The following is a 19,142-nucleotide window of genomic DNA, read 5'->3' on the forward strand; positions in this document are numbered from 1 at the left end:
TTAAAATTGTGGGATAATAATCGTTTTGTCTTTTACCTGAACCTGCATTAATGGTGTGTCATACAGCGCTTCGTAAATGTTTGCTGAAAGGTTTTCTGCCTTTAATGCTTCACTGTTATAGGCTTTTTGATTTTTAATGAAATAAATATGATCCGCATAAATATTGGCCATATTCGGGTCGTGCATGATGCAGACCACAGTATGCCCGCTGCGGGAATAGGCCTGTAGTTTTTCTAAAACCATTGCCTGGAAATGTAAATCTAAATGGTTGGTGGGTTCATCGAGTACCAGAATCTCCGGTCCCTGGGCCATCACGCGACTGATCAATACCAGTTGACGTTCTCCACCGGAAAGATCTGTATAAGCCTTGTCTTTCAGGTGATAAATACCCATGTTCTCCAATGTTTGTTTAACTATATGATGGTCTTCAGCTGAAGGGCCAAATCTGTAAAAAGCAGCTCTTCCGGTAAGAATGACATCGTATACTGAAAATGGAAAGACACTCTGGTGAAACTGCGGAAGAAATCCAATGGTTTTAGCCAGCTGCTTTTGCCTGAGTTCCAGACGATCCTGTCCCAAGAGCTGGATGAGACCTGAAGGATAAGGATATTTGCCTGTAATCAGGTTGAATAAGGTGGATTTTCCGCATCCATTTCTACCCAGGATCACGCTAAACTGGTTGGCGGGTAGTGCAAGGGATACCTGATCCAGTATTGTTCTTCCTTGTATGGAATAGGACACGTTTTCTATGTTGATTGCAAATTCACTCATTATGACCAGTTAATTTTTCGTTTTTTAATCAGGAATATAAAAAAGGGGGCTCCGATAATCATCGTGAAGATTCCAATTGGAATTTCGTATGGGAATACTGTTCGACAGAAGTTGTCGATGATGAGCAGGAAGGTACCGCCAAAGAAAATGTTTGCCGGTGTGGTTTTGGTGTTACTGGCACCAACCAGCATCCGGGTAATGTGTGGGACAAACAGACCATATAAACTGATGATCCCTGCACTCGCCACTGCAACTGCAGTTACGATTGTTGCTAGCAATACCGCAATGATTTTAATGTACTTTGGATTTACCCCAACTGCTCTGGCTTCGTCATCTCCCAGCGATAATAAATTCAATTTCCAGCGGATCAAATACAGTCCAAGTAGTCCGGCTGAAATAGGCAGCACGCTTTGCTGAACTTTATGCCAGGAACTCAGGTGTAAACTTCCCATGGTCCACTGGATGATGGCTTGCAATTTGAAAGGGTCACTTAAGTATTGTACCAGGGCCAGGCTGGCTGTAAATAAACCTGATACTATCATTCCCGCCAGGATAATCGTAATGGAAGAGGAGTTCTTGGTGTAGCCAAATACATAGGTCAGGGTCACCGCTGCTGCTCCGAAGGCAAATGCGGACAAATGGATGGCCAGCATCGGGATGAGAATGGCCAGAGAGGCCCCAAAAGCGGCTCCTGAGGAGATGCCCAGGATATAAGGATCTACCAATGGATTCCTAAAAATAGCTTGTAACACACCTCCGGCAGTGGCCAGGGCAGCGCCCACAAGAAAAGTCATCAATGCCCTTGGTAAGCGAATGTTGTAGATGACGTTTTCAACCACCATCGGACTGGAATAATTAGGCTCTATCAGACTTCTGATCCAGTCCCAAAAGGCGCTGAAACCAATATGGTCTGAAGATCCGATCATTAAAGAGATGAGGATGACAGGGACCGGCAAACCGTAGATGAGGGTATTGATGAATATGCGACGTATCATTGTAAGATCAGTTTAGCCTTTTCCGCCCCATATAAAGCCGATAATATCTCTATCTGCTCCGCCTTAAGTTCAGGAGCAGCAGTGCTCGGGTAGCTGTAATGGTGGATGGCAATGGAAGCCAGGACAATTTTTAAAGTATGTGGGTCGTATAGAAAAGGGGGCCTTAGGTTGAAGACGCTTTTGTTTTTGATCGCTGTTAAAGAGGAGAGCTCTTTTTTGCCATATAACACACTTTCTTCGGTGTTCCAAAGCAGTACGATATCCGGATTCCAGCTGATCAGGGTTTCCGGACTGATGTTCGGTGCATCTATTTCAAATGGACAGGCATTCTCCAATCCGGCCATTTCGAAGCAATCATTGATCAATCCTTTTCGGCCTGTTGTGGAGTAAATTCTTCCGCCAGACCAGGCGTAATAAATGGTTTTCTTTTGATTGATGTTTTTGTTTATGCTTTTAAGGTTCTGTATTTTAAGTTGACTAAAGGAAATGAGTTCTTTAGCTCTACTTTCTTTACCAAGTAGGATACCAAGGTTTAGGATTTCCTGATTGAGTTGTTCGAAATTTTGAGAGGTGATGGCAAAAGCCGGAATACCCAGTTCTTTTAACATCTGGATGGCATTGGTTTGATTAGAGTTTAAAATCACCAAATCAGGGTTAAGCCTGAGGATGCTTTCCATACTCATTCCAGTTTCCGTTAGGCTGGGCGTAGCGAGTTGTTTTTCTTTGATCCTGGGATCAATTTTTGAAAAGTAGGGTAATAGATTAGGGTCGTTGTAAACACGGTTCGGAATGCCGATGATGGAGTTGTCGGCCTGAAGCATGTAAAGCGCGTCCAGCGCAGCCGGAACAAGCGATACGACTCTTTTTGCCGGCTGACTGAGGCGAATGGTGTCTCCAAGTGCATCAACTGCAAGAATTGGATGACTCTTTCCCTTTTGACCGGCCGGTTTTCCGGACTGGCAGGCGCTCAAAAGGGAAGCGAAAATGAGGATGCAGTATAAATAACTGAAATATGATTTTTTCATATTACAATTATATTATGATCAGATGTGAAAGGGATAAGGGGAAGATTAGAGCCAGTTTAGAATTCCAACTATGGCATTGTTACTTAGGTTTTTACAGTGGTTTCAATACCTGGGCTAACCTTGCTGCGGTGCATATTTCCCCAGTTAGACATTGCTTCCAGCATTGGTTTCATACTCAACCCAAGCTCGGTAAGTTCATATTCCACTCTTGGCGGAACTACCGGGTACACCGTACGCTTGACTACCTGGTCTGCTTCCAGCTCGCGAAGTTGAGAAACCAGCATTCTTTCAGAGATCTGTTCTATTCCGTTTTTCAAATCACTGTAACGCATGGTTTGGTGCATCAGTCTGCAAAGGATGGCAGGTTTCCATCGGCCTCCTAATATGGATAATGAATAAGCCATGCCACAACTGTCGTTGATCTGTTTTTCGTTAATAGCGTTCGTAGAGGATTCCTTTCTCATTTCTTACCTATTTGTTAGTACCTGACAATTCAGTGTTTACCCTCAAAAATAGGGATTAGTCTCTACTTTTAACCAGAAATTAATCAGAAAACAGTATGAAACGTTTAGAAAACAAGATCGCTTTCGTTACCGGTGGTAGCCGTGGAATGGGAGCAGCGATTAGCAAAAGACTTGCAGCGGAAGGTGCAAAAGTAATATTGACCTATGCGAAGTCGGGGGAAAAGGCAGCGACTGTAGTTGCTGAAATCATTGCCAATGCGGGCTGGGCTCAGGCTGTGGAAGCCGATAGTGCAGATCCAATAGCATTGACCAATGCCATACAGAAAATCATTTCAGAATTAGGACCCATTGACATCCTGGTTAACAATGCGGGGATCTACATTGGGAATGATTTTGCAGCTCATACACTGGAAGATTACGATGAAATTATGGGCGTTAATGTACGTGCGGTATTTGTAGCTTCACTTGCCGTAGTGGCTCAAATGCCTAGAAATGGTAGAATCATTACGATTGGCAGCAATATGGCTGAAAATTCATTGAGTCCACAAACAACTTTGTATACGATGAGTAAATCTGCGTTGACAGGATTTACCAGGGGGCTGGCCAGAGATTTGGGAGCTAAGGGGATTACGGTGAACCTGGTGCAGCCTGGTCCGATTAATACTGATATGAATCCTTCCAATACTGAGTTGGCTGATTTTCTAAGAAGCAGAATGGCTTTGGCGGATTATGGAACAGGAGAGGATGTCGCAGGCCTGGTTGTTTTTCTGGCCAGTGAGGAAGGAAAATTCATTACCGGAACTTCCTTAACGATTGATGGTGGGTTGAATGCCTAACTGTGGCATCCTAAAAATGATGAGTTTGTTAGAACAATTTTCTTGGGTTGGTGTTGGTTTATGTGTCTGGTTATCAGTTTTGTTTTGCTTCTTTTTAGCCAGTTGAAAATCTTTAATATAAAATGATCTTTATGGAATCAAAATTAAGTATCATCCTTGTACATGGTTTTTGGGGTGGAGCTGCACATTGGAACAAAGTTATTGTGGCGTTGCTAAACAAAGGGTATAAAAATATCTTAGCGGTGGAAATGCCGCTGACTTCACTAGCTGACGATGCGGAGCGTACCCGAAAAATGATTGCACAACAAGAGGGGCCGGTCTTATTGGTGGGACATTCTTATGGTGGAGCCGTAATCACACAGGCCGGCAATGAGCCAAATGTGGTGGGTTTGGTATATATCGCCGCATTTGCTCCGGATGAAGGGGAGAGTCCGGGTTCTATTACTCAACAGCATCTTCCTGCCGGAGCATCAGCGCTTAAGCCGGATAGTGATGGTTATTTATGGGTGATCCCGGAATTGTATCATGAGAATTTTTGTCAGGATTTAACTCCTACGGAAGGACGGGTGATGGGGATTACACAAAAGGCACCATTGGCAAGTACTTTTGGACAAAACATCAGTAATCCCGCCTGGAAACATAAACCGTCTTATTACCAGATTTCAACAGAAGATAGAATGATTGCACCAGAGAATCAGGAATGGATGTCGGGCAGGCTCGGCGCAAAAAAGATCATCAGACTGGCGGCAAGTCATGCTTCTTTGGCTTCAATGCCGGTTGAAGTAGCAGGATTAATTGATGAAGCAGCAAAAGATTTAAATGGAGCGTAACCGATAGAATTTCTAGAAAGCGATTCACATGTGTATGACAAACCCCGTAATTCATTATTTATTGAGTAACGGGGTTTGTTGTTTTCTGGTCAATCAACAGAAATTTATCCGAAAATCAGGGTTCAATATGTTCCTATAATTAATGTTAGCCCTAAAGTTTAGGATTTTTCTCAGGAATTGGATGAATAGGTTAACTTAGGAGTCATTATGAATACGTTAAATACTTTTATTTGCCAATCCTGCAGCGAAGAACACCACCAATGGCCTGCCTTGGTATTTCCATGCCCTTCTGTTTATGCTGAACTTAGTGAGGAAGAAAAACAATATGGACAAACAGAGCTCAATGATGATTTTTGCGTGATTGAGCGTCCGGATGGATATAGTTTTTTTATCCGTGTGGTATTGATTCAGAAAGTGGCGGGAAAGTGTGATGGGCTGGAGTATGGGGTTTGGGTTTCTTTGAGTGAATCCAGTTTTCTGGATTATAATGAAAATTTTAACAATGAAAATCATGAGGTACGTTACTTTGGCTGGTTATCCAACTGGATGCCCGGTTATATCTACAGTGATTCAGTACCTATGAATGTAGAAACGAAAAAAGGGAATGACCGCCCGGAAGTGATTCCTCATCAGGATCCTGAGCATCCCTTTGTAAAGGATTATTATGCCGGAATTTCTCTGGAAGAGGCTGAACGCAGAGTTGCGGCTGTGTTTGGGTAGGGAATTCACCAACAAAATGTCAGCGCTATTTCTTTAACCAATTAGAATTTATGAAAATTGCAGTTTTTAGTACAAGTCAGTATGATGAGGATTTTTTGAGAGAATACAATACCGGCCATCAGCTTGTTTTTTTTAAAGTATCCCTTTCAGAAGAATCTGCCGTATTAGCGGCTGGATGTGAGGCGATCTGTATATTCGTTAATGATGTACTGAGCCAGGCGGTTTTGGAAAAATTACAACAAAAAGGGCTGAAGTTAGTTGTATTGCGTTGTGCTGGGTTTAACAATGTGGATGTCGCCTATGCGGCTCAATTACAAATTCCGATTTTGCGCGTTCCGGCCTATTCACCTGAGGCTGTCGCTGAACATGCCATGGCTTTGATTTTAACATTAAATCGTAAAACTCATAAAGCTTATAACCGTGTTAGAGAGGGTAATTTTTCCCTGGAAAAACTAATGGGGATCAATTTGTATCAACGTAAGGTAGCGGTGATTGGAACAGGGCATATTGGACAGGCCTTTTGCAGGATATTGAAAGGTTTTGGTTGCGAGATTAAGGCCCATGATCCTTTTCCATCAGTGGAGATGGCGAAATTGGGTGTGAAATACGGAAGCCTTGCCGATACTTTGAAAGATGCAGATTTTATTTCATTGCATTGTCCGCTGAATGTAGATACGCAATATCTGATCAATGAATCCAGTTTACAACACATTAAACCTGGCGCGATGCTGATCAATACCAGTAGAGGAGGTTTGATAGATACACAAGCCATAATCAGGGCTTTAAAATCGGGTCTGATCGGCTCGTTGGGTTTGGATGTTTATGAGCAGGAATCAGAGTTCTTTTTTCATGATTTTTCGGAACTGATCATTAAAGATGAGCAATTGAGCCAGTTGATTTCTTTTCCGAATGTACTGATCACCGGGCATCAGGGATTTCTGACACAGGAAGCGATTACTGAAATTGCCAAAGTAACTTTTGGGAATGTTGATGCTTTTGTGGCAGGTGCTGCATTAGTGAATCGTGTGAAACTGCAAAATTAATGGGGGTGATAAATTTGAAAGAAATTAAGGGTCTATGGTGGCCCTTCAAATGAAACCATTAGTGGTCATCCATACTATAGGGTGAATTTTTTGTTTAACGAGGGCTGGACGAACTTTTTTTAACAGTTTTGAATTAATGAACATGGAAATAAAGAGTTTAGAAAATATTGATCTTGAGCAGTTGGTGAAGGTGATTAATTTATCATTTTCTGATTATATAGTTCCATTCCAATTGACCCTGGAAAAATTGCAATTTAAAATTTTGACAGAGGATGTAAAGTTGAACCTATCTGTGGGGGTTTTTGATGGAGATCGGATGGTTGGAGTAATGCTTCATGGATTAAGAGATACTGCTGAAGGACTAGTGGCCTATAATGCTGCTACAGGAGTTATTCCGGATTACCGGGGCAGGGGTTTAGTGAGGAAAATGTATGATCATCTGCTACCTGAATTGAAAAAACTGAAGGTAAAAAAGATGTTGCTGGAAGTGATCACAGAAAATTATGTGGCAATAAAGGCCTATGAAAAAATGGGGTATACTGTGGTTAGAAAGCTGGATTGCTATACAGGGAAGATTCAAGTTGGAGAAAATAATGCTGTCGCCTCATTGAAGGAAATTGACGGTTTTAGATGGTCGGAATTCATTTCTTTTTGGAGTATGGCGCCATCTTGGCAGAATGATCTTCAGTCATTGGAAAACAGCAAAGAACATTGTTGCATTATAGGGGCTTATCATGACGATTTATTGGTAGGCTATGCCATTTTTAATCCAACATCAAGAAAAGTAAATCAATTGGCGGTAGCTGCAGCTTACCGGTCTAAGGGAATTGGGAGTCAGTTGTTGTCTTATATAAATGAACTTGCAGGGCAACAGGAGGTTTATGTTTTTAATGTAGCTCATGATCAAGCTTCAACCATGAGCTTCTTAAAAAAACTTGGACTTCGTTCAGGAATCGCACAATATGAGATGAGTAGACAGGTTTAAATTAATGAATGGGATCCTGGATTTTATTTATTGTGTAGGTCAGTATACCTGGAACTTCTGTGTGTGTATGTTGGTAGCTATCCGAAGCCAGTTTGAAACCAGCTTTTTCAAGTAGTTTTACCGAAGCTAGGTTTTCGGCGGATGGAAAAGCTAAAATTGTTTTTACCCCCATGATGTTAAAACCAAAATCCAGGACACGCGCAATAGTTTCAGCCATAATACCTTGTTTATGGTATGCTGGAAGCAATTCATAGCCGATTTCTACTGTTGCATTTGTTACATCGAAATTCCAGAGACAAATGGCTCCGATCAGCTCCTGTGAGTTTTGGTAAGCTATTGCCCAGAGTACACATTCATTATTTTTAATCATACGCTCAATCTTTGTGAGGTATGCGGCCGCTTCATCTATATGGCTAATGGGTTTTCTCCCGGTGAAGCCAGCAACTATTGGGTCAGAACGTAATTGATAAATGGCAGGCAGGTCCTGCGGTGAAAGACTTCTGAGTACCAATCTGGGGGTTGTTAATGTTGGAAATTCTGAAAAGTCGGGCTGTTTCATAGTTTCTAATGAATGGTTAAGGTATGAAGTTAAACAATCATCAGGTATTTTCCTGGAAGAAAGCTTGATGAACTCCAGTATCGGGGTGTTTAGTTTATGGCATTTAAAGAAGATGAGAAGAAGGTGAATATCAAAACTGCTGGAGAATTAACAGAAGATGTGCGCTTGTAAACATTTTGTAGATCAGTTTGTTATCATTTACGTGATGATGAAAAACGATAAGTTTTTATTTGTACTTATCACAGCTTTGTTATGGAACATAAATGGCCTATACTATCTTATGAAAAGGGAAAGTCTACCTTTGAAACACTGCAATTATGGTCGCAGATTGTTGGAAAAATAAAACTTGCTGTGATGCCATGGGTCAATCATTCCTGGCATATTACATTATCCATTACCACGACCGGCCTAAGCACACAATCAATGCGGTATCATGATCATGATTTTCAGATAGATTTTGATTTTGTTGCGCATATCTTAAAAATTACGACAAGTAACGGGGCAGTCAGGCAATTTGACCTTCATGGACTTTCTGTAGCCGATTTTTACGCGAAGATCTTCAAATCGTTAAACGAGTTGGAAATTAATATCCTCATTAAGCCTACTCCTGTGGAGCTAGTTGATCCTATTCCCTTCGAATTGGATACTATTCACGCTAGTTATCAGGAGGAGGAAGTGCTTGCATTTCATAGGGCTTTGTTAAAAATTCAAAGTGTTTTTATGAAATTCAGAGCCGAATTTAAAGGAAAGTGCAGTCCAATTCATTTTTTCTGGGGAAGCTTTGATTTGGCTTTATCTCTTTTTTCCGGCCGTGAGGCACCAAAGCACCCCGGAGGAGTACCTGGGATGCCCAATTGGGTTGCCGTGGATGCCTATTGTAAAGAGGTGAGCAGCTGTGGCTTTTGGACAGGTAGTGAAGATTTGAAGGAAGCAGTGTTTTATTGTTATTTATATCCTGAGCCAGAGGGGTATAAAAATGCTGATGTCCAACCTTCCGAGGCCTATTATCATCAAAAATTAGGCGAATTTATTTTGCCCTATTCAGCTGTACAGCGTGCTGGAGATCCTGAGGGGAAATTGCTTGAATTTTTGCGGAGCACTTATAGTATTGGTGCTAATTTAGCCAAATGGGATAGGGGAGCATTGGATGCTTCAGCTTAGACTTCTATAGATCTATTTTGAATGGTGATGAAATATTATAAATCAACATATGACTAGTTTTGATAAGCGACTGCTTTAGTAAAAAAAATATATTATTTTTAGGCACAATCTTAAAAATCATCATGCAGTTTAAACTCCGATATATTTTATTTACCATATGTTTTTTTTCCCAAAACTTGTCATCTGCCCAAATTCAAAACCGTAATAACATTAAAGTTGATAGTTTAACATTTGTTCAAACACGGGCAACAATGAACAATCTTTCTACTGATAGGTTTCAAAAGCGGACCTATGAGGGGAACAATAAGGAATTACCTTATCGACTTTTACTACCAAAGGATTATAAAACAAACGAAAAATATCCCTTAGTTGTCACTTTGCATAACTCCACACGAATTGGAAAAGACAATGAAAAACAACTGGAGCCCTTATCAAGAATCTGGATCAGAGACGAAATTTATGAAAAGTATAAGTGCTTTGTATTGGTGCCTCAATTTAGCGAACGTTCCTCAAATTATGTAGAAAATGAGAATGGTATATTTACTGCAAAACCATCAAAGGAAGTTTATGAGATATTGGATCTTATAAAGAATCTTCAGAACGAATATACCAATATAGACTCCAACAGGATTTATCTGATTGGCTATTCGATGGGAGCATCAACTGCACAGAACATGATGAGTATTTCTCCAGCGCAGTTCGCAGGTCTGATTTCGATTGCTGCGGTTCCAGATTTATCAAATCTAAAGGAGTTAAAGCATAAAAACATTTGGCTGATTCATGGGCAAAAAGATACAGAGAATCCTTATGCTGGGAGTAAGGCGTTTTATGAAAATCTTGCGGGCAGCAAATCCATTACTTTTACCACATACTCAGAATTGAATCATGACAACATCACCATTCCATTTCTTCTGGAAGAAAGTTTGCCTAAGTGGTTATTTAAGCTTAATCGCTAGTCTGTTTTGATTATAAGATCTATTAATAGCCTCTAGGTAATTAGGATATTTTGGTGGAGTTTTGTGATTAGATTATAGATTTTACAACCATTAGGAGCTTAATTTTAATTAACAATGAAATCGCCATCCCAACATCTATACATTTAAAGCATAGAATAAAATGAGATGACGATCGCATTGTAATTTCTTACTGGTATTTAGGAGGATACCTGGTCCCTTAGTGCTTTAATCTGGTTATGTGAATTATATAAATCTGCTTTTTGCGTTGAGATAATGCTTTTCAGATTAGCAGAAAGTCCTTCTGTATCTATAGCCATTTTATAAGCTTTTTGTGCGGCATCTTCACCAAACTCACAATTATTTAAAACAGTTTCAGGGTCGTGTCCAGTAAAGATTGCTTTTACATCCATCCATGCACGGTATATTTTTCCAGAGGTGGTAGTGCCGCTGGTTTCCGCATCACTGCCCAATACCTGTACTTCCTGAGTTAGGGCTGCTTTATGCTGTTTACTTTGTCTAATCATTTCTGAAAATAGACTTCTTAGATCGCTGTCTGCATCGGATAATTCAGAGAGTGCTTTCTCATAGCCCAGTACACGATCATTATTAATTTGAATCAGGTCATTAAGGATCTCGGTATTAATTGCTTTATTTTCCATGTTCTTGTAGATTTTGTTTAATATAATAACAGTCCGTCTGGAGTAAGGTTTTTTGTTTGTATTTCAAATGATAATTATTGTGAATTTTGGATCTGCAGATTTATTGTCAAGTCATCCAGATTATTATTTATCTAATTAGCATATGATGCCCTTTAAAACTATGTTTCGAATATTATTTGAATTCTATTCCAAAGATAACTCAAAGTAAGTTGAAGTGCTGAAGATGGCTTTTTCCAGACCCCTATGGAGCCTGGAAAAAATTATTAAGATGCCCTTCGAATAACGCCAAGTACAATTGATATAATTGCAATAACGATCAGGATGTGAATGATTCCTCCCGTATAATAACCACCTAAAAAGCTAATGGCCCAAATGATGATCAAAATGACAGCGATAGTATATAGTATATTTCCCATGGTATGTTTTTTTAAATTTTCCTCATAGCAATTGCTATGGGTAGCTAATTGTTTCTTGTTTTATTCGTTTGCAGCTTGCTCATTGATAGCAGCCATCGCAATTTCGGTTAGGGCAACATCTGTGGCTTTTTCATTATCCAGTATGAACTGCAGCAGCTCTGCTACATCTTTATGCCCCATATTTCGAGCAAATACCACTAGTGTGCCGTAAGTTGCAATTTCATAATGTTCTACTTTTTGAGCGGCCAGGATCAGACCAGCATCGCGGATCATAGTCCCTGTATCAGTATCTTCAATGATTCCAGTCGCTTCTGCTAATAATCCCTCCATTGCATCACATTTTTTTGCCTGGGGCTTTTCATCTAAAAGCTCAAATACCTGTTCTAGTGTTGCGATGTGATTATTGGTGTCTGCAGTGTGCTTTTCAAAAGCGGTCGCCAGCTCCGGGCTGGTAGATGCTTTTTGCATTTTAGGAAGTGCTTTTGAAAGGTGTTTTTCTGCCCAGTAAATGTCTTTCAGTTCGTCCACAAAAAAATCATGGAACTCTGAGTTTTCCATTTTCCCGGTCTTTGATTTTGAGGCGGTCTTTGTGCCGCTTTTTGTTGTAGTTGCCATAATTTTAGTTTTTCATTAGAAAGAATATTATTGATGGTCGACGATCAATGCCGTTAATAACCAGTGGGAGCAAAATTTGTTTTTGTAGCTCAGTAGGTGTTTAAAATGTTCCAGGTGATATGAGGAAATTTAAGGATCACTTTACAGGATTACATTTAAAAATAAATTCCTGCCTACAAACTAATCTACCTATCTATTATTTTTTGGCGATTCATGTTCTATAATGTGTAAATAGGGTTTAAATGGGTAATAAATATGAAATGATTTCCAGTTTTTTTTAACTGTTCCAACCACTGGAAATTAATATTGGCCAATATTTCACTGGATAAGTATTGCGTTATATACGCTAAGAAAACAGGTATTAATACGTTAAAAACCGTAAAGGAATTTAAACTTCGAATGTTAAATTTGAATTCAATATAAAGACTGTAAAACCAACTCGTTTAAAAGATATACACACGAATTAAAATCGTGATGAAAATCCTTAAGTATTAAAATGCTGTTGGGAATGCAAAAGTTCTTATTGTAGTTTTTCTAAAGGCAGGTATTTACGTAATATATCTGCTTATGAAGACATAATCATACCTATCGACGAGGCATTTCGTTGGTTACTAATATTACTTTTCATTTGTCTAACGTAGAATTTGTAGGTGTTGAATTAAGTAAAGTTAATCCTGATTTTTAATCTCTAATATGCATAATAAAAATAAACAGATTGATAATTTGACGACGCTCAATGAAGAGTTGGAGAATTATTTCGCAAACACCATTATACCTCAACTTTTTGTTGACAAGAACTTAATATTACGGAAGTTTACTCCACCAGCTATGAGCCAGTTTAAGCTTAGAGCAGAACATGTGGGCGTTCCATTAGAAGAAATTAAAGAAAATTTTAGATTTCCGACGATTATTGACAATATCAATATTGTCATTGCAACCGGTAAGATTTTAGAAAAAGAAATACAGACGACAGACCTTCGGTGGTTTCAGATGAATATACTCCCTTATCGGGTTCGTAAAGATAATGCTACTAACGGTGTGATTATCACTTTCGTGGATATCACCCCTCGTATTCGAGATCTCAAAGAGCAGGAAAAGCTGATTGCGGAGCACGAATTGCTACTGGATACCATTGCCCATGATATAAAAAATCCCTTACTTGGCTTAGGACTTACCATAGAGTTGATGAAGAAACTTCCTGAAAAAAGTATGGAAAAATTTCCTGTTCTTTTAGAAAATGTAGAAACAAGTTTGATAAATATGAAAAAAGTGATCAGTGATCTGATCGACTGCCGCTGGCATAAACAGAAATATGAAGCCACCGAGGAAATAATCGACTTTCAGAATATCTTAGAGGATGTTCGTCTTACATTAGCGCCCCAAATTTTGGAAACGGGCGCAGTAATAAAGGTGGATCTTCAAATTTCTGAAATTACTTTTGTCCGACGGAAGTTGCGTAGTGTACTGGTTAATTTGCTAAGTAATGCAATCAAGTATACCCCAGCAGACCAGAGTCCGGAAATTTCCCTCAGAACTTACAAGGAAAAAAACTATTTCGTGATTAGTGTCTCGGATAATGGTATTGGCCTTACAGATGAATCAAAAAAAAGTGTTTTTGAAAAGTTTAATCGAGTCGGAGTTTCAGTCGAAGGTTCCGGAGTCGGTCTTTATTTGGTTCATACAATTGTAACCGCGAGTGGAGGTAAAATTACTTTAGATAATAAGCCGGAAGGAGGCAGTATTTTTAAGGTTTATTTGAAGTTGTGAAGAGAAAAATTTGAGGATAAAGCAGTGTTATGTGAATAGAAACTTTCGAAATGATATTTATAGGAATGTCAAATGGTACGGCGAAATGGGTATGTATAAAATGTTGTTTGTTTTTTAATTTAAAAACTAGTTGGCCAGCCCTGAAGTTTTGAGAATACTTATATGAACCAATATGTCTAAAAGCGTAGGAAAGAGAGGTAAAAAGCAAGATGAAAATTTTGCAAATTCCGCCTCGGTGAGTAATGATTTAAAAAAGGAATGTGGAAATACGACTGAATGGAACCAGGGATTAACGAATGAACTTGAAAGTCTTCGAGTGGAGAAAACGAGGAATGAGCAATTGCTGCAAAATGAACAGTTACTTCGAAAAGACCAAGAGGATAGGCTGATGAAGATAAATTCTGAGTTGGCTGATAGAGATACAAAATTGGAGGCTGCAAGCTCAGAGAGTCAGAAATGTAAACGGGTTGCATTAAACTTTAAAGAAGACGCTACTGCCTCGAGGGATGCCTTAAGGGTGAATCAGGAACGCATGCAAATGCAAAAGGAAGCTTTTCAGGCTGCAATAAATGGAGCATCACTGAAGGACTCACTCGCTATTGTTGCATCTCTTGTGGTCAGGGAGACGCAAGGAGAAGCCAGGACTGCTTTTTATATGGCCGATGAGGAAAATAAGCAAATACACCCGGTTTTTGGATCGGGCAATATGCCTGAGGATTATTTGAAGGAAATTGATGGATTTCCTATTGGAAAAGACTCCCTTGCTTGTGGACTCGCAATACCAACTGGGCAGCCAATATTGACTACCGATGTGTTTGAAGATTTATTATGGAAGGAATGGATTTATATTGCTAAAAAGTACGATTATCGCGCTTGCTGGTCATTTCCAGTTAAAACTTCTGAAAACAAGGCTGTTGGCGCTTTTGGTATGTATTTTAAATCCCCACGTGAAGCTAAAACAGAGGACCTTGTGCTTGCAGAAATTGTAACACAGACCGCCGCCGTTATAATATCTGGTTTTCTTGATACACAAAATCGTATTCTTGCTGAAAATGAGCTTCGTGAAAGCGAAAAGAAATATAAGTCTTTGTTTAATCATATAGACGAAGGATTTTGTATCATTGAAATGTTGTTTGATTCTAGGGGGGAAGCAAATAATTGGCGTTTTTTAGAGGTAAATCCTGCTTTTGAAAAAAATAATGGATTGGTAAACGCTATGGGGTTAACCATCTTAGAATTGACTCCAGAAATAGAAAGCAAATGGTTTGAAATTTATGGTAAGGTTGCGAAAACTCGCCAGCCTATACGTTTTGATGAGCATTCAAATGCCCTTGAACGTTCATTTACGCTCTATGCCTTTCCCATTGGTTCAGCGCATGAAAATAAAGTTGCAGTGATATTTAATGATGTCACAAGCCGAAAGAAATCAGAAAAGATATTAAGAGAAAGCGAAGAAAGGCAATCATTTCTTCTAACAGTCAGCGATGCCCTAAGTGTAGCCAATGATCCTATTCAAGCTATATCTATTGCTACAGAGCTGTTCGCAGTTCATGTTGGACTTTCTTCAGTTCAGTATTTAAAAATACAGGAAGATGGGGACCGTTTTGAGATTTTGGGAAGTTATACGGATGGACGTCTGGCAATAGAGCATAAATCAGTAAGAGGCTGGCTTTCTGATCCTAGATCTGACTGGCCTGAGCAACTTCGTTTAGGAGAGCCATTTTTTTCGGATGAAAATTGCAATTTGTCAGTGCTGGAAGACGAGCGTTTAGTTCGTCTCGGTATTAAGTCTGTTTCGGCTATTCCATTGATTCGTAATGGTAAGTTGGTAGCCGTTCTCTCCACTGCCGGTCCTGATTTTAGATTTTGGACGGAAAGTGAGAAAACACTTCAACGTGAAGTTGCGGAGCGAATCTGGGCAGCAGTTGAGCGGACGGAAGCTAAACAGACTTTGCAGCTGGTGCAGGCAGAATACCTTTTGCAGCTCGAAAAGGAAGTTTATGATCGAACTATTGAACTTCAACGTACAAAGGACAACCTGCAAACCATTTTCGATACTACTTTAGTTGGGATATCTGTGTTCGCACCGGTTCGCAATGCTTTGGGAGAGATTATAGATTTCAGAATCATGAGCGTTAATAAAAAGATCGAAAGGACTGCTGGTATAAATGATATGGTGGGTAAATTATACTGTGAGTTGTTTCCGGGTATCAAAAAAATGGGGCTCTTTGATTTAATGGTTAAAACCATCCAGCATGGAGAACCAGGTAAGATTGACTACCATTATTCCTACGATGGAATAAACTGTTGGTATTCCACGATGTTTGTAAAAGGTGAAGATATCCTGGTTAGTACTAATGTGGATATCACAGAGCGCGTATTATCTGAGGAAGAGCGTTTAAAGAATTATTTATTGTTGCAAAAATCGGAAGAAATTGCGTTACTAGGAAGTTGGGATTTCAACATTTCAACTGGTACTTTAGTTTGGTCTGATGGTATGTACCGGCTCTTTAACCTGGAAAAGGGAATCATGATACTGCCTGAAATCTATTTAGAATATACAACTGAAAAGGGGCGGGAGGCTGCTGAGAGAAGTGTCAGACATATCAGGAATGGAGATTGTGATTTTGAAGAATCTTTAGAAATTTCTGTTTCAGGAATTACCAAAGTTTTACACCTGACTGCCACGGTTGTTTATAATGAGGAAGGTGCTAACGAAAGAGTCTTGGGGGTAGACCTTGATATTTCCGCTATGCGTTTGGCCGAAGACAAAATCAGAAAATTGGAAGCAGAGAAGCATTTGGAGGTTTTCCGTGTGTCATTGAGCACCTTGGAGGAAGAGCGACATCGCATTTCTGAAAGTCTTCATAATGGTATTGCCCAGATTTTATATGCAATTAAAATCAGTCTCGCGGGACTTAAACAGGGCATGAACAACGATAAATTTGAAGAAATCATGATTTATACTGGCAAATTACTCACTGAAGCAATTATTGAAACAAGAAGGGTTTCTCATGAACTTATGCCGACGACTTTGGAGCAATTTGGGATCAAAACTGCAATTGATGATGTCTGCAAGCAATTATCTGACTATACGAAATTTAACTGTAGAGTAATAGGTTCACAAAACAGAATGGAGAAATACCTGGAACTGGCTGTTTATCGAACAACTCAAGAGTTAATGGTCAATGTTATAAAACATGCTGGTGCTAAGACTTGTGATGTTTTTGTTAATATTGGTAAAAAGGAGATCAGAATTTTCGTTAGTGATAATGGCAAGGGGATGTCTCCATCGCATTCAAGGAAATCAGGTATTGGACTGGCATCTATACGAAGCAAAATAAAATTATTAAATGGCCATGTCAATGTGGATTCAATATTAGGTAAGGGGACATCAATAGAGGTGGTTATTCCAAGACCTAAATATGTTAGGCAAATCAATAAAAACATGAATAATTGAAGGTTAATTCTAAAGAACAGGTAAAAAATGAAGATCAGAAATTACCGTTTCAATCTATTAATGCTTGATAACGTGAGTATCTCTAACGCTGCTAAATGTCAATGCTAGTAATTTCCAATCTTTTCCTTGCTTATTGTAGACTTCAGTCACAGTAAACTCATTCAATGCATCATTGCCACGAACAACAGCTGTTAGTGTAATCCTACTCCACACTACCGCAGTGTTATCAACAATTTCTACAGCAACATCATGGACATCGGCGTTCTTGTACCAAATACTTCCGGTTTTAATAATATCAAGTTCTTCGTTCTTTTTCCAGGTACCACTCATGTGCACGAATTTTGATTTGTTATCGAAAAGTGCTGCAAGCTTTTCTACATTCTTATCTGCCATCCATTGCCATTTTTGCTTAGAGAGGTCTTTGATTTGTTCTTCAGTTTTAGAAGTAGAATTCTGCGCGAAGGAAATTTGAGCAGTGATAAGGAATAAAAATAGTCCAATAATTGATGCTTTCATTTGGTTGATTATTTAAGGTTTTCTTTTTTTTCGGTACTAATTCTTCTAAAGGGTTGCGACTTCATATAGGTTGTTGATCGCCACAACCATTCCAGTGGACCAAATAGGAAGTATTTAAGCCAATATTTGCTAATTATAACTTGACCAATGTAAATGACAATTCCCAATATAAACAGCTCTGTTGCAGCCCAGGCGCTAAAGATGGAGCCAAAAGCCCACATAGAGAATAAAAGGCTTCCAATCAGACCCTGCATGATATAATTGGTTAATCCCATACGTCCATAAGGTGACAGTAAGTCTAAATATTTACCCATTGACTTCGTTTGATATAAAATAATGAATCCCATTGCCAGCGCCCCCGAAAAAAGAACCAGGTTAATGTCTTTTAAAGCTTGTAAGAGCAACAATTCATTTGGGATATATATACCAGCTGGATTGAATAACAGGCGGGTTTCGATTGTTGGAAATAGATTGATGATTCTGCCTATCAGGAAGGTGGCTAAAACGAAGCCCAGAAATAACTTCATATTCTTTGATTTCTTTATCCCTATGTTTTCAAAAAAACGAATGCGACCTACAACTAAACCAAATATAAACATGGCAAAAGTCAGGTATCCTCGTCCAATTAAACCAAATTGATAGTTTAGCTTTCCAGTAAAACGCTCTTTATAATTATATTTTGCTGAATTTAAGAATGATGGTTTAGTGATATGATCTGGGATACCAGGTTGGACTCGACTGTTGTTTGGAAGCGGTTGATTGATTTTTAGCTCGGAAACAGCATTATTGTGTTTGTTGGCTTGAATAATTCTTGGAACTCCAATAATTAATAAGCAGGCAAATACGATGAGAACCCAGTTCTTCACCCGGTATAAAGGGATCAGCAACAAGCCGAAAACGGCGTATACGGAGATTATTTCCAGGCTATAAAATGAATGAGCAAGGATACCCAATGAGAACAAAAGAAACATTCTCCATACAAAGCGTTTCCGAAAGTCAATTCCTTTTCTTGTTGCGCTATCCATTTGAATAAAGAAACTCAGGCCAAACAAAAAGGCGAAGATATTTACAAACCTTCCCATGATGATGTGCTGTCCGATCCACTGAATTATCTTGTTCATTTCCGGGAACCTTTCTTCGATTTGGGGAGAGGGTATTGAAAAGATGCCGAAATGTTGCAGCATATGAATCAGGATTACACCTAATAAAGCGAAACCTCTGAGTGCATCTAAAACTGTGATTCGCCCTATTATCGGTGTTTTCGGTTTAACTTGTTCCATATCTGTTTTCTGTATTTTGATTTCTTTCTTTAATTGATTGGCGCAAATTCAGAATTTAAATTGATGTGGAATGCAATCGCTGAT

19 protein-coding genes are annotated in these 19,142 nt (G+C 39.2%); 9 read left to right on the top strand and 10 right to left on the bottom strand.

Translation table 11 applies throughout. The features are described 5' to 3' along the window. The 4 genes from R2Q94_RS05075 to R2Q94_RS05090 all read right to left on the bottom strand — a co-directional run bounded on the left by R2Q94_RS05075 (position 1) and on the right by R2Q94_RS05090 (position 3,255). Positions 1 to 771, bottom strand: a complete 771-nt coding sequence (locus R2Q94_RS05075; protein WP_316820359.1) for an ABC transporter ATP-binding protein — start codon at positions 769 to 771, stop codon at positions 1 to 3. Continuing rightward, positions 771 to 1,766, bottom strand: a complete 996-nt coding sequence (locus R2Q94_RS05080) for an iron ABC transporter permease (RefSeq protein WP_316820360.1) — start codon at positions 1,764 to 1,766, stop codon at positions 771 to 773. The genes R2Q94_RS05075 and R2Q94_RS05080 overlap by 1 nt, the downstream gene beginning before the upstream one ends. After that, the gene (locus R2Q94_RS05085; RefSeq protein ID WP_316820361.1) at positions 1,763 to 2,791 is read right to left on the bottom strand and encodes an ABC transporter substrate-binding protein; all 1,029 of its coding nucleotides are present in this window, start codon (positions 2,789 to 2,791) and stop codon (positions 1,763 to 1,765) included. The genes R2Q94_RS05080 and R2Q94_RS05085 overlap by 4 nt, the downstream gene beginning before the upstream one ends. Positions 2,792 to 2,874: 83 nt before the next feature. Then, positions 2,875 to 3,255 carry a helix-turn-helix domain-containing protein gene (locus R2Q94_RS05090; protein WP_316820362.1) on the bottom strand — a complete coding sequence of 127 codons (381 nt, stop codon included), beginning with the start codon at positions 3,253 to 3,255 and terminating at the stop codon, positions 2,875 to 2,877. A gap of 95 nt (positions 3,256 to 3,350) precedes the next feature. On the opposite strand from R2Q94_RS05090, the gene R2Q94_RS05095 reads away from it, so the two are divergent. The 5 genes from R2Q94_RS05095 (at position 3,351) to R2Q94_RS05115 (ending at position 7,669) form a co-directional block, all read left to right on the top strand. After that, complete coding sequence (locus R2Q94_RS05095) at positions 3,351 to 4,091, top strand: 3-oxoacyl-ACP reductase family protein (RefSeq protein WP_316820363.1); 741 nt, start codon at positions 3,351 to 3,353, stop codon at positions 4,089 to 4,091. 131 nt (positions 4,092 to 4,222) lie between these two features. After that, entirely contained in the window at positions 4,223 to 4,921 is a 699-nt protein-coding gene (locus tag R2Q94_RS05100) for an alpha/beta hydrolase (protein ID WP_316820364.1), read from the top strand. A gap of 207 nt (positions 4,922 to 5,128) precedes the next feature. Continuing rightward, entirely contained in the window at positions 5,129 to 5,641 is a 513-nt protein-coding gene (locus tag R2Q94_RS05105; protein ID WP_316820365.1) for a DUF2199 domain-containing protein, read from the top strand. A 50-nt stretch (positions 5,642 to 5,691) separates the two neighbouring features. Beyond that, entirely contained in the window at positions 5,692 to 6,684 is a 993-nt protein-coding gene (locus tag R2Q94_RS05110; protein WP_316820366.1) for a 2-hydroxyacid dehydrogenase, read from the top strand. Positions 6,685 to 6,826: 142 nt separating this feature from the next. Next, a complete protein-coding gene (locus tag R2Q94_RS05115) occupies positions 6,827 to 7,669 on the top strand; it encodes a GNAT family N-acetyltransferase (protein WP_316820367.1) in 843 nt (280 codons plus the stop codon). A 1-nt stretch (position 7,670) separates the two neighbouring features. On the opposite strand, the gene R2Q94_RS05120 is transcribed toward R2Q94_RS05115, so the two are convergent. Beyond that, positions 7,671 to 8,228 (bottom strand): GNAT family N-acetyltransferase, encoded by a 558-nt coding sequence (locus R2Q94_RS05120; RefSeq protein WP_316820368.1) that lies wholly within the window; start codon positions 8,226 to 8,228, stop codon positions 7,671 to 7,673. A 252-nt stretch (positions 8,229 to 8,480) separates the two neighbouring features. On the opposite strand from R2Q94_RS05120, the gene R2Q94_RS05125 reads away from it, so the two are divergent. After that, entirely contained in the window at positions 8,481 to 9,389 is a 909-nt protein-coding gene (locus R2Q94_RS05125) for a DUF5996 family protein (RefSeq protein WP_316820369.1), read from the top strand. A 251-nt stretch (positions 9,390 to 9,640) separates the two neighbouring features. Continuing rightward, positions 9,641 to 10,345, top strand: a complete 705-nt coding sequence (locus tag R2Q94_RS05130; protein WP_316820370.1) for a PHB depolymerase family esterase — start codon at positions 9,641 to 9,643, stop codon at positions 10,343 to 10,345. Positions 10,346 to 10,542: 197 nt separating this feature from the next. Here R2Q94_RS05130 and R2Q94_RS05135 read toward each other — a convergent pair whose 3' ends face one another. From R2Q94_RS05135 to R2Q94_RS05145, 3 genes are all read right to left on the bottom strand, one after another. Further along, positions 10,543 to 11,004: a PA2169 family four-helix-bundle protein gene (locus tag R2Q94_RS05135; protein WP_316820371.1), complete on the bottom strand. Its 462-nt coding sequence runs from the start codon at positions 11,002 to 11,004 to the stop codon at positions 10,543 to 10,545. A gap of 263 nt (positions 11,005 to 11,267) precedes the next feature. After that, positions 11,268 to 11,420: a lmo0937 family membrane protein gene (locus R2Q94_RS05140; RefSeq protein WP_316820372.1), complete on the bottom strand. Its 153-nt coding sequence runs from the start codon at positions 11,418 to 11,420 to the stop codon at positions 11,268 to 11,270. Positions 11,421 to 11,480: 60 nt separating this feature from the next. Next, complete coding sequence (locus R2Q94_RS05145) at positions 11,481 to 12,035, bottom strand: ferritin-like domain-containing protein (RefSeq protein WP_316820373.1); 555 nt, start codon at positions 12,033 to 12,035, stop codon at positions 11,481 to 11,483. A gap of 693 nt (positions 12,036 to 12,728) precedes the next feature. Here R2Q94_RS05145 and R2Q94_RS05150 point away from each other — a divergent pair. Both R2Q94_RS05150 and R2Q94_RS05155 read left to right on the top strand, forming a co-directional pair. Continuing rightward, positions 12,729 to 13,802, top strand: coding sequence for an ATP-binding protein (locus R2Q94_RS05150; protein ID WP_316820374.1), 1,074 nt, complete (start codon positions 12,729 to 12,731; stop codon positions 13,800 to 13,802). Between the two features lie 172 nt (positions 13,803 to 13,974). Beyond that, entirely contained in the window at positions 13,975 to 17,262 is a 3,288-nt protein-coding gene (locus R2Q94_RS05155) for a GAF domain-containing protein (RefSeq protein WP_316820375.1), read from the top strand. A 57-nt stretch (positions 17,263 to 17,319) separates the two neighbouring features. Here R2Q94_RS05155 and R2Q94_RS05160 read toward each other — a convergent pair whose 3' ends face one another. Both R2Q94_RS05160 and R2Q94_RS05165 read right to left on the bottom strand, forming a co-directional pair. Beyond that, complete coding sequence (locus R2Q94_RS05160) at positions 17,320 to 17,778, bottom strand: nuclear transport factor 2 family protein (protein WP_316820376.1); 459 nt, start codon at positions 17,776 to 17,778, stop codon at positions 17,320 to 17,322. A gap of 8 nt (positions 17,779 to 17,786) precedes the next feature. Further along, positions 17,787 to 19,058 carry a DUF418 domain-containing protein gene (locus R2Q94_RS05165; RefSeq protein WP_316820377.1) on the bottom strand — a complete coding sequence of 424 codons (1,272 nt, stop codon included), beginning with the start codon at positions 19,056 to 19,058 and terminating at the stop codon, positions 17,787 to 17,789. Between the last annotated feature and the right edge of the window lie 84 nt (positions 19,059 to 19,142).

It is taken from the genome of Pedobacter gandavensis, from assembly GCF_032678465.1.
GTDB lineage: Bacteria > Bacteroidota > Bacteroidia > Sphingobacteriales > Sphingobacteriaceae > Pedobacter > Pedobacter gandavensis_B.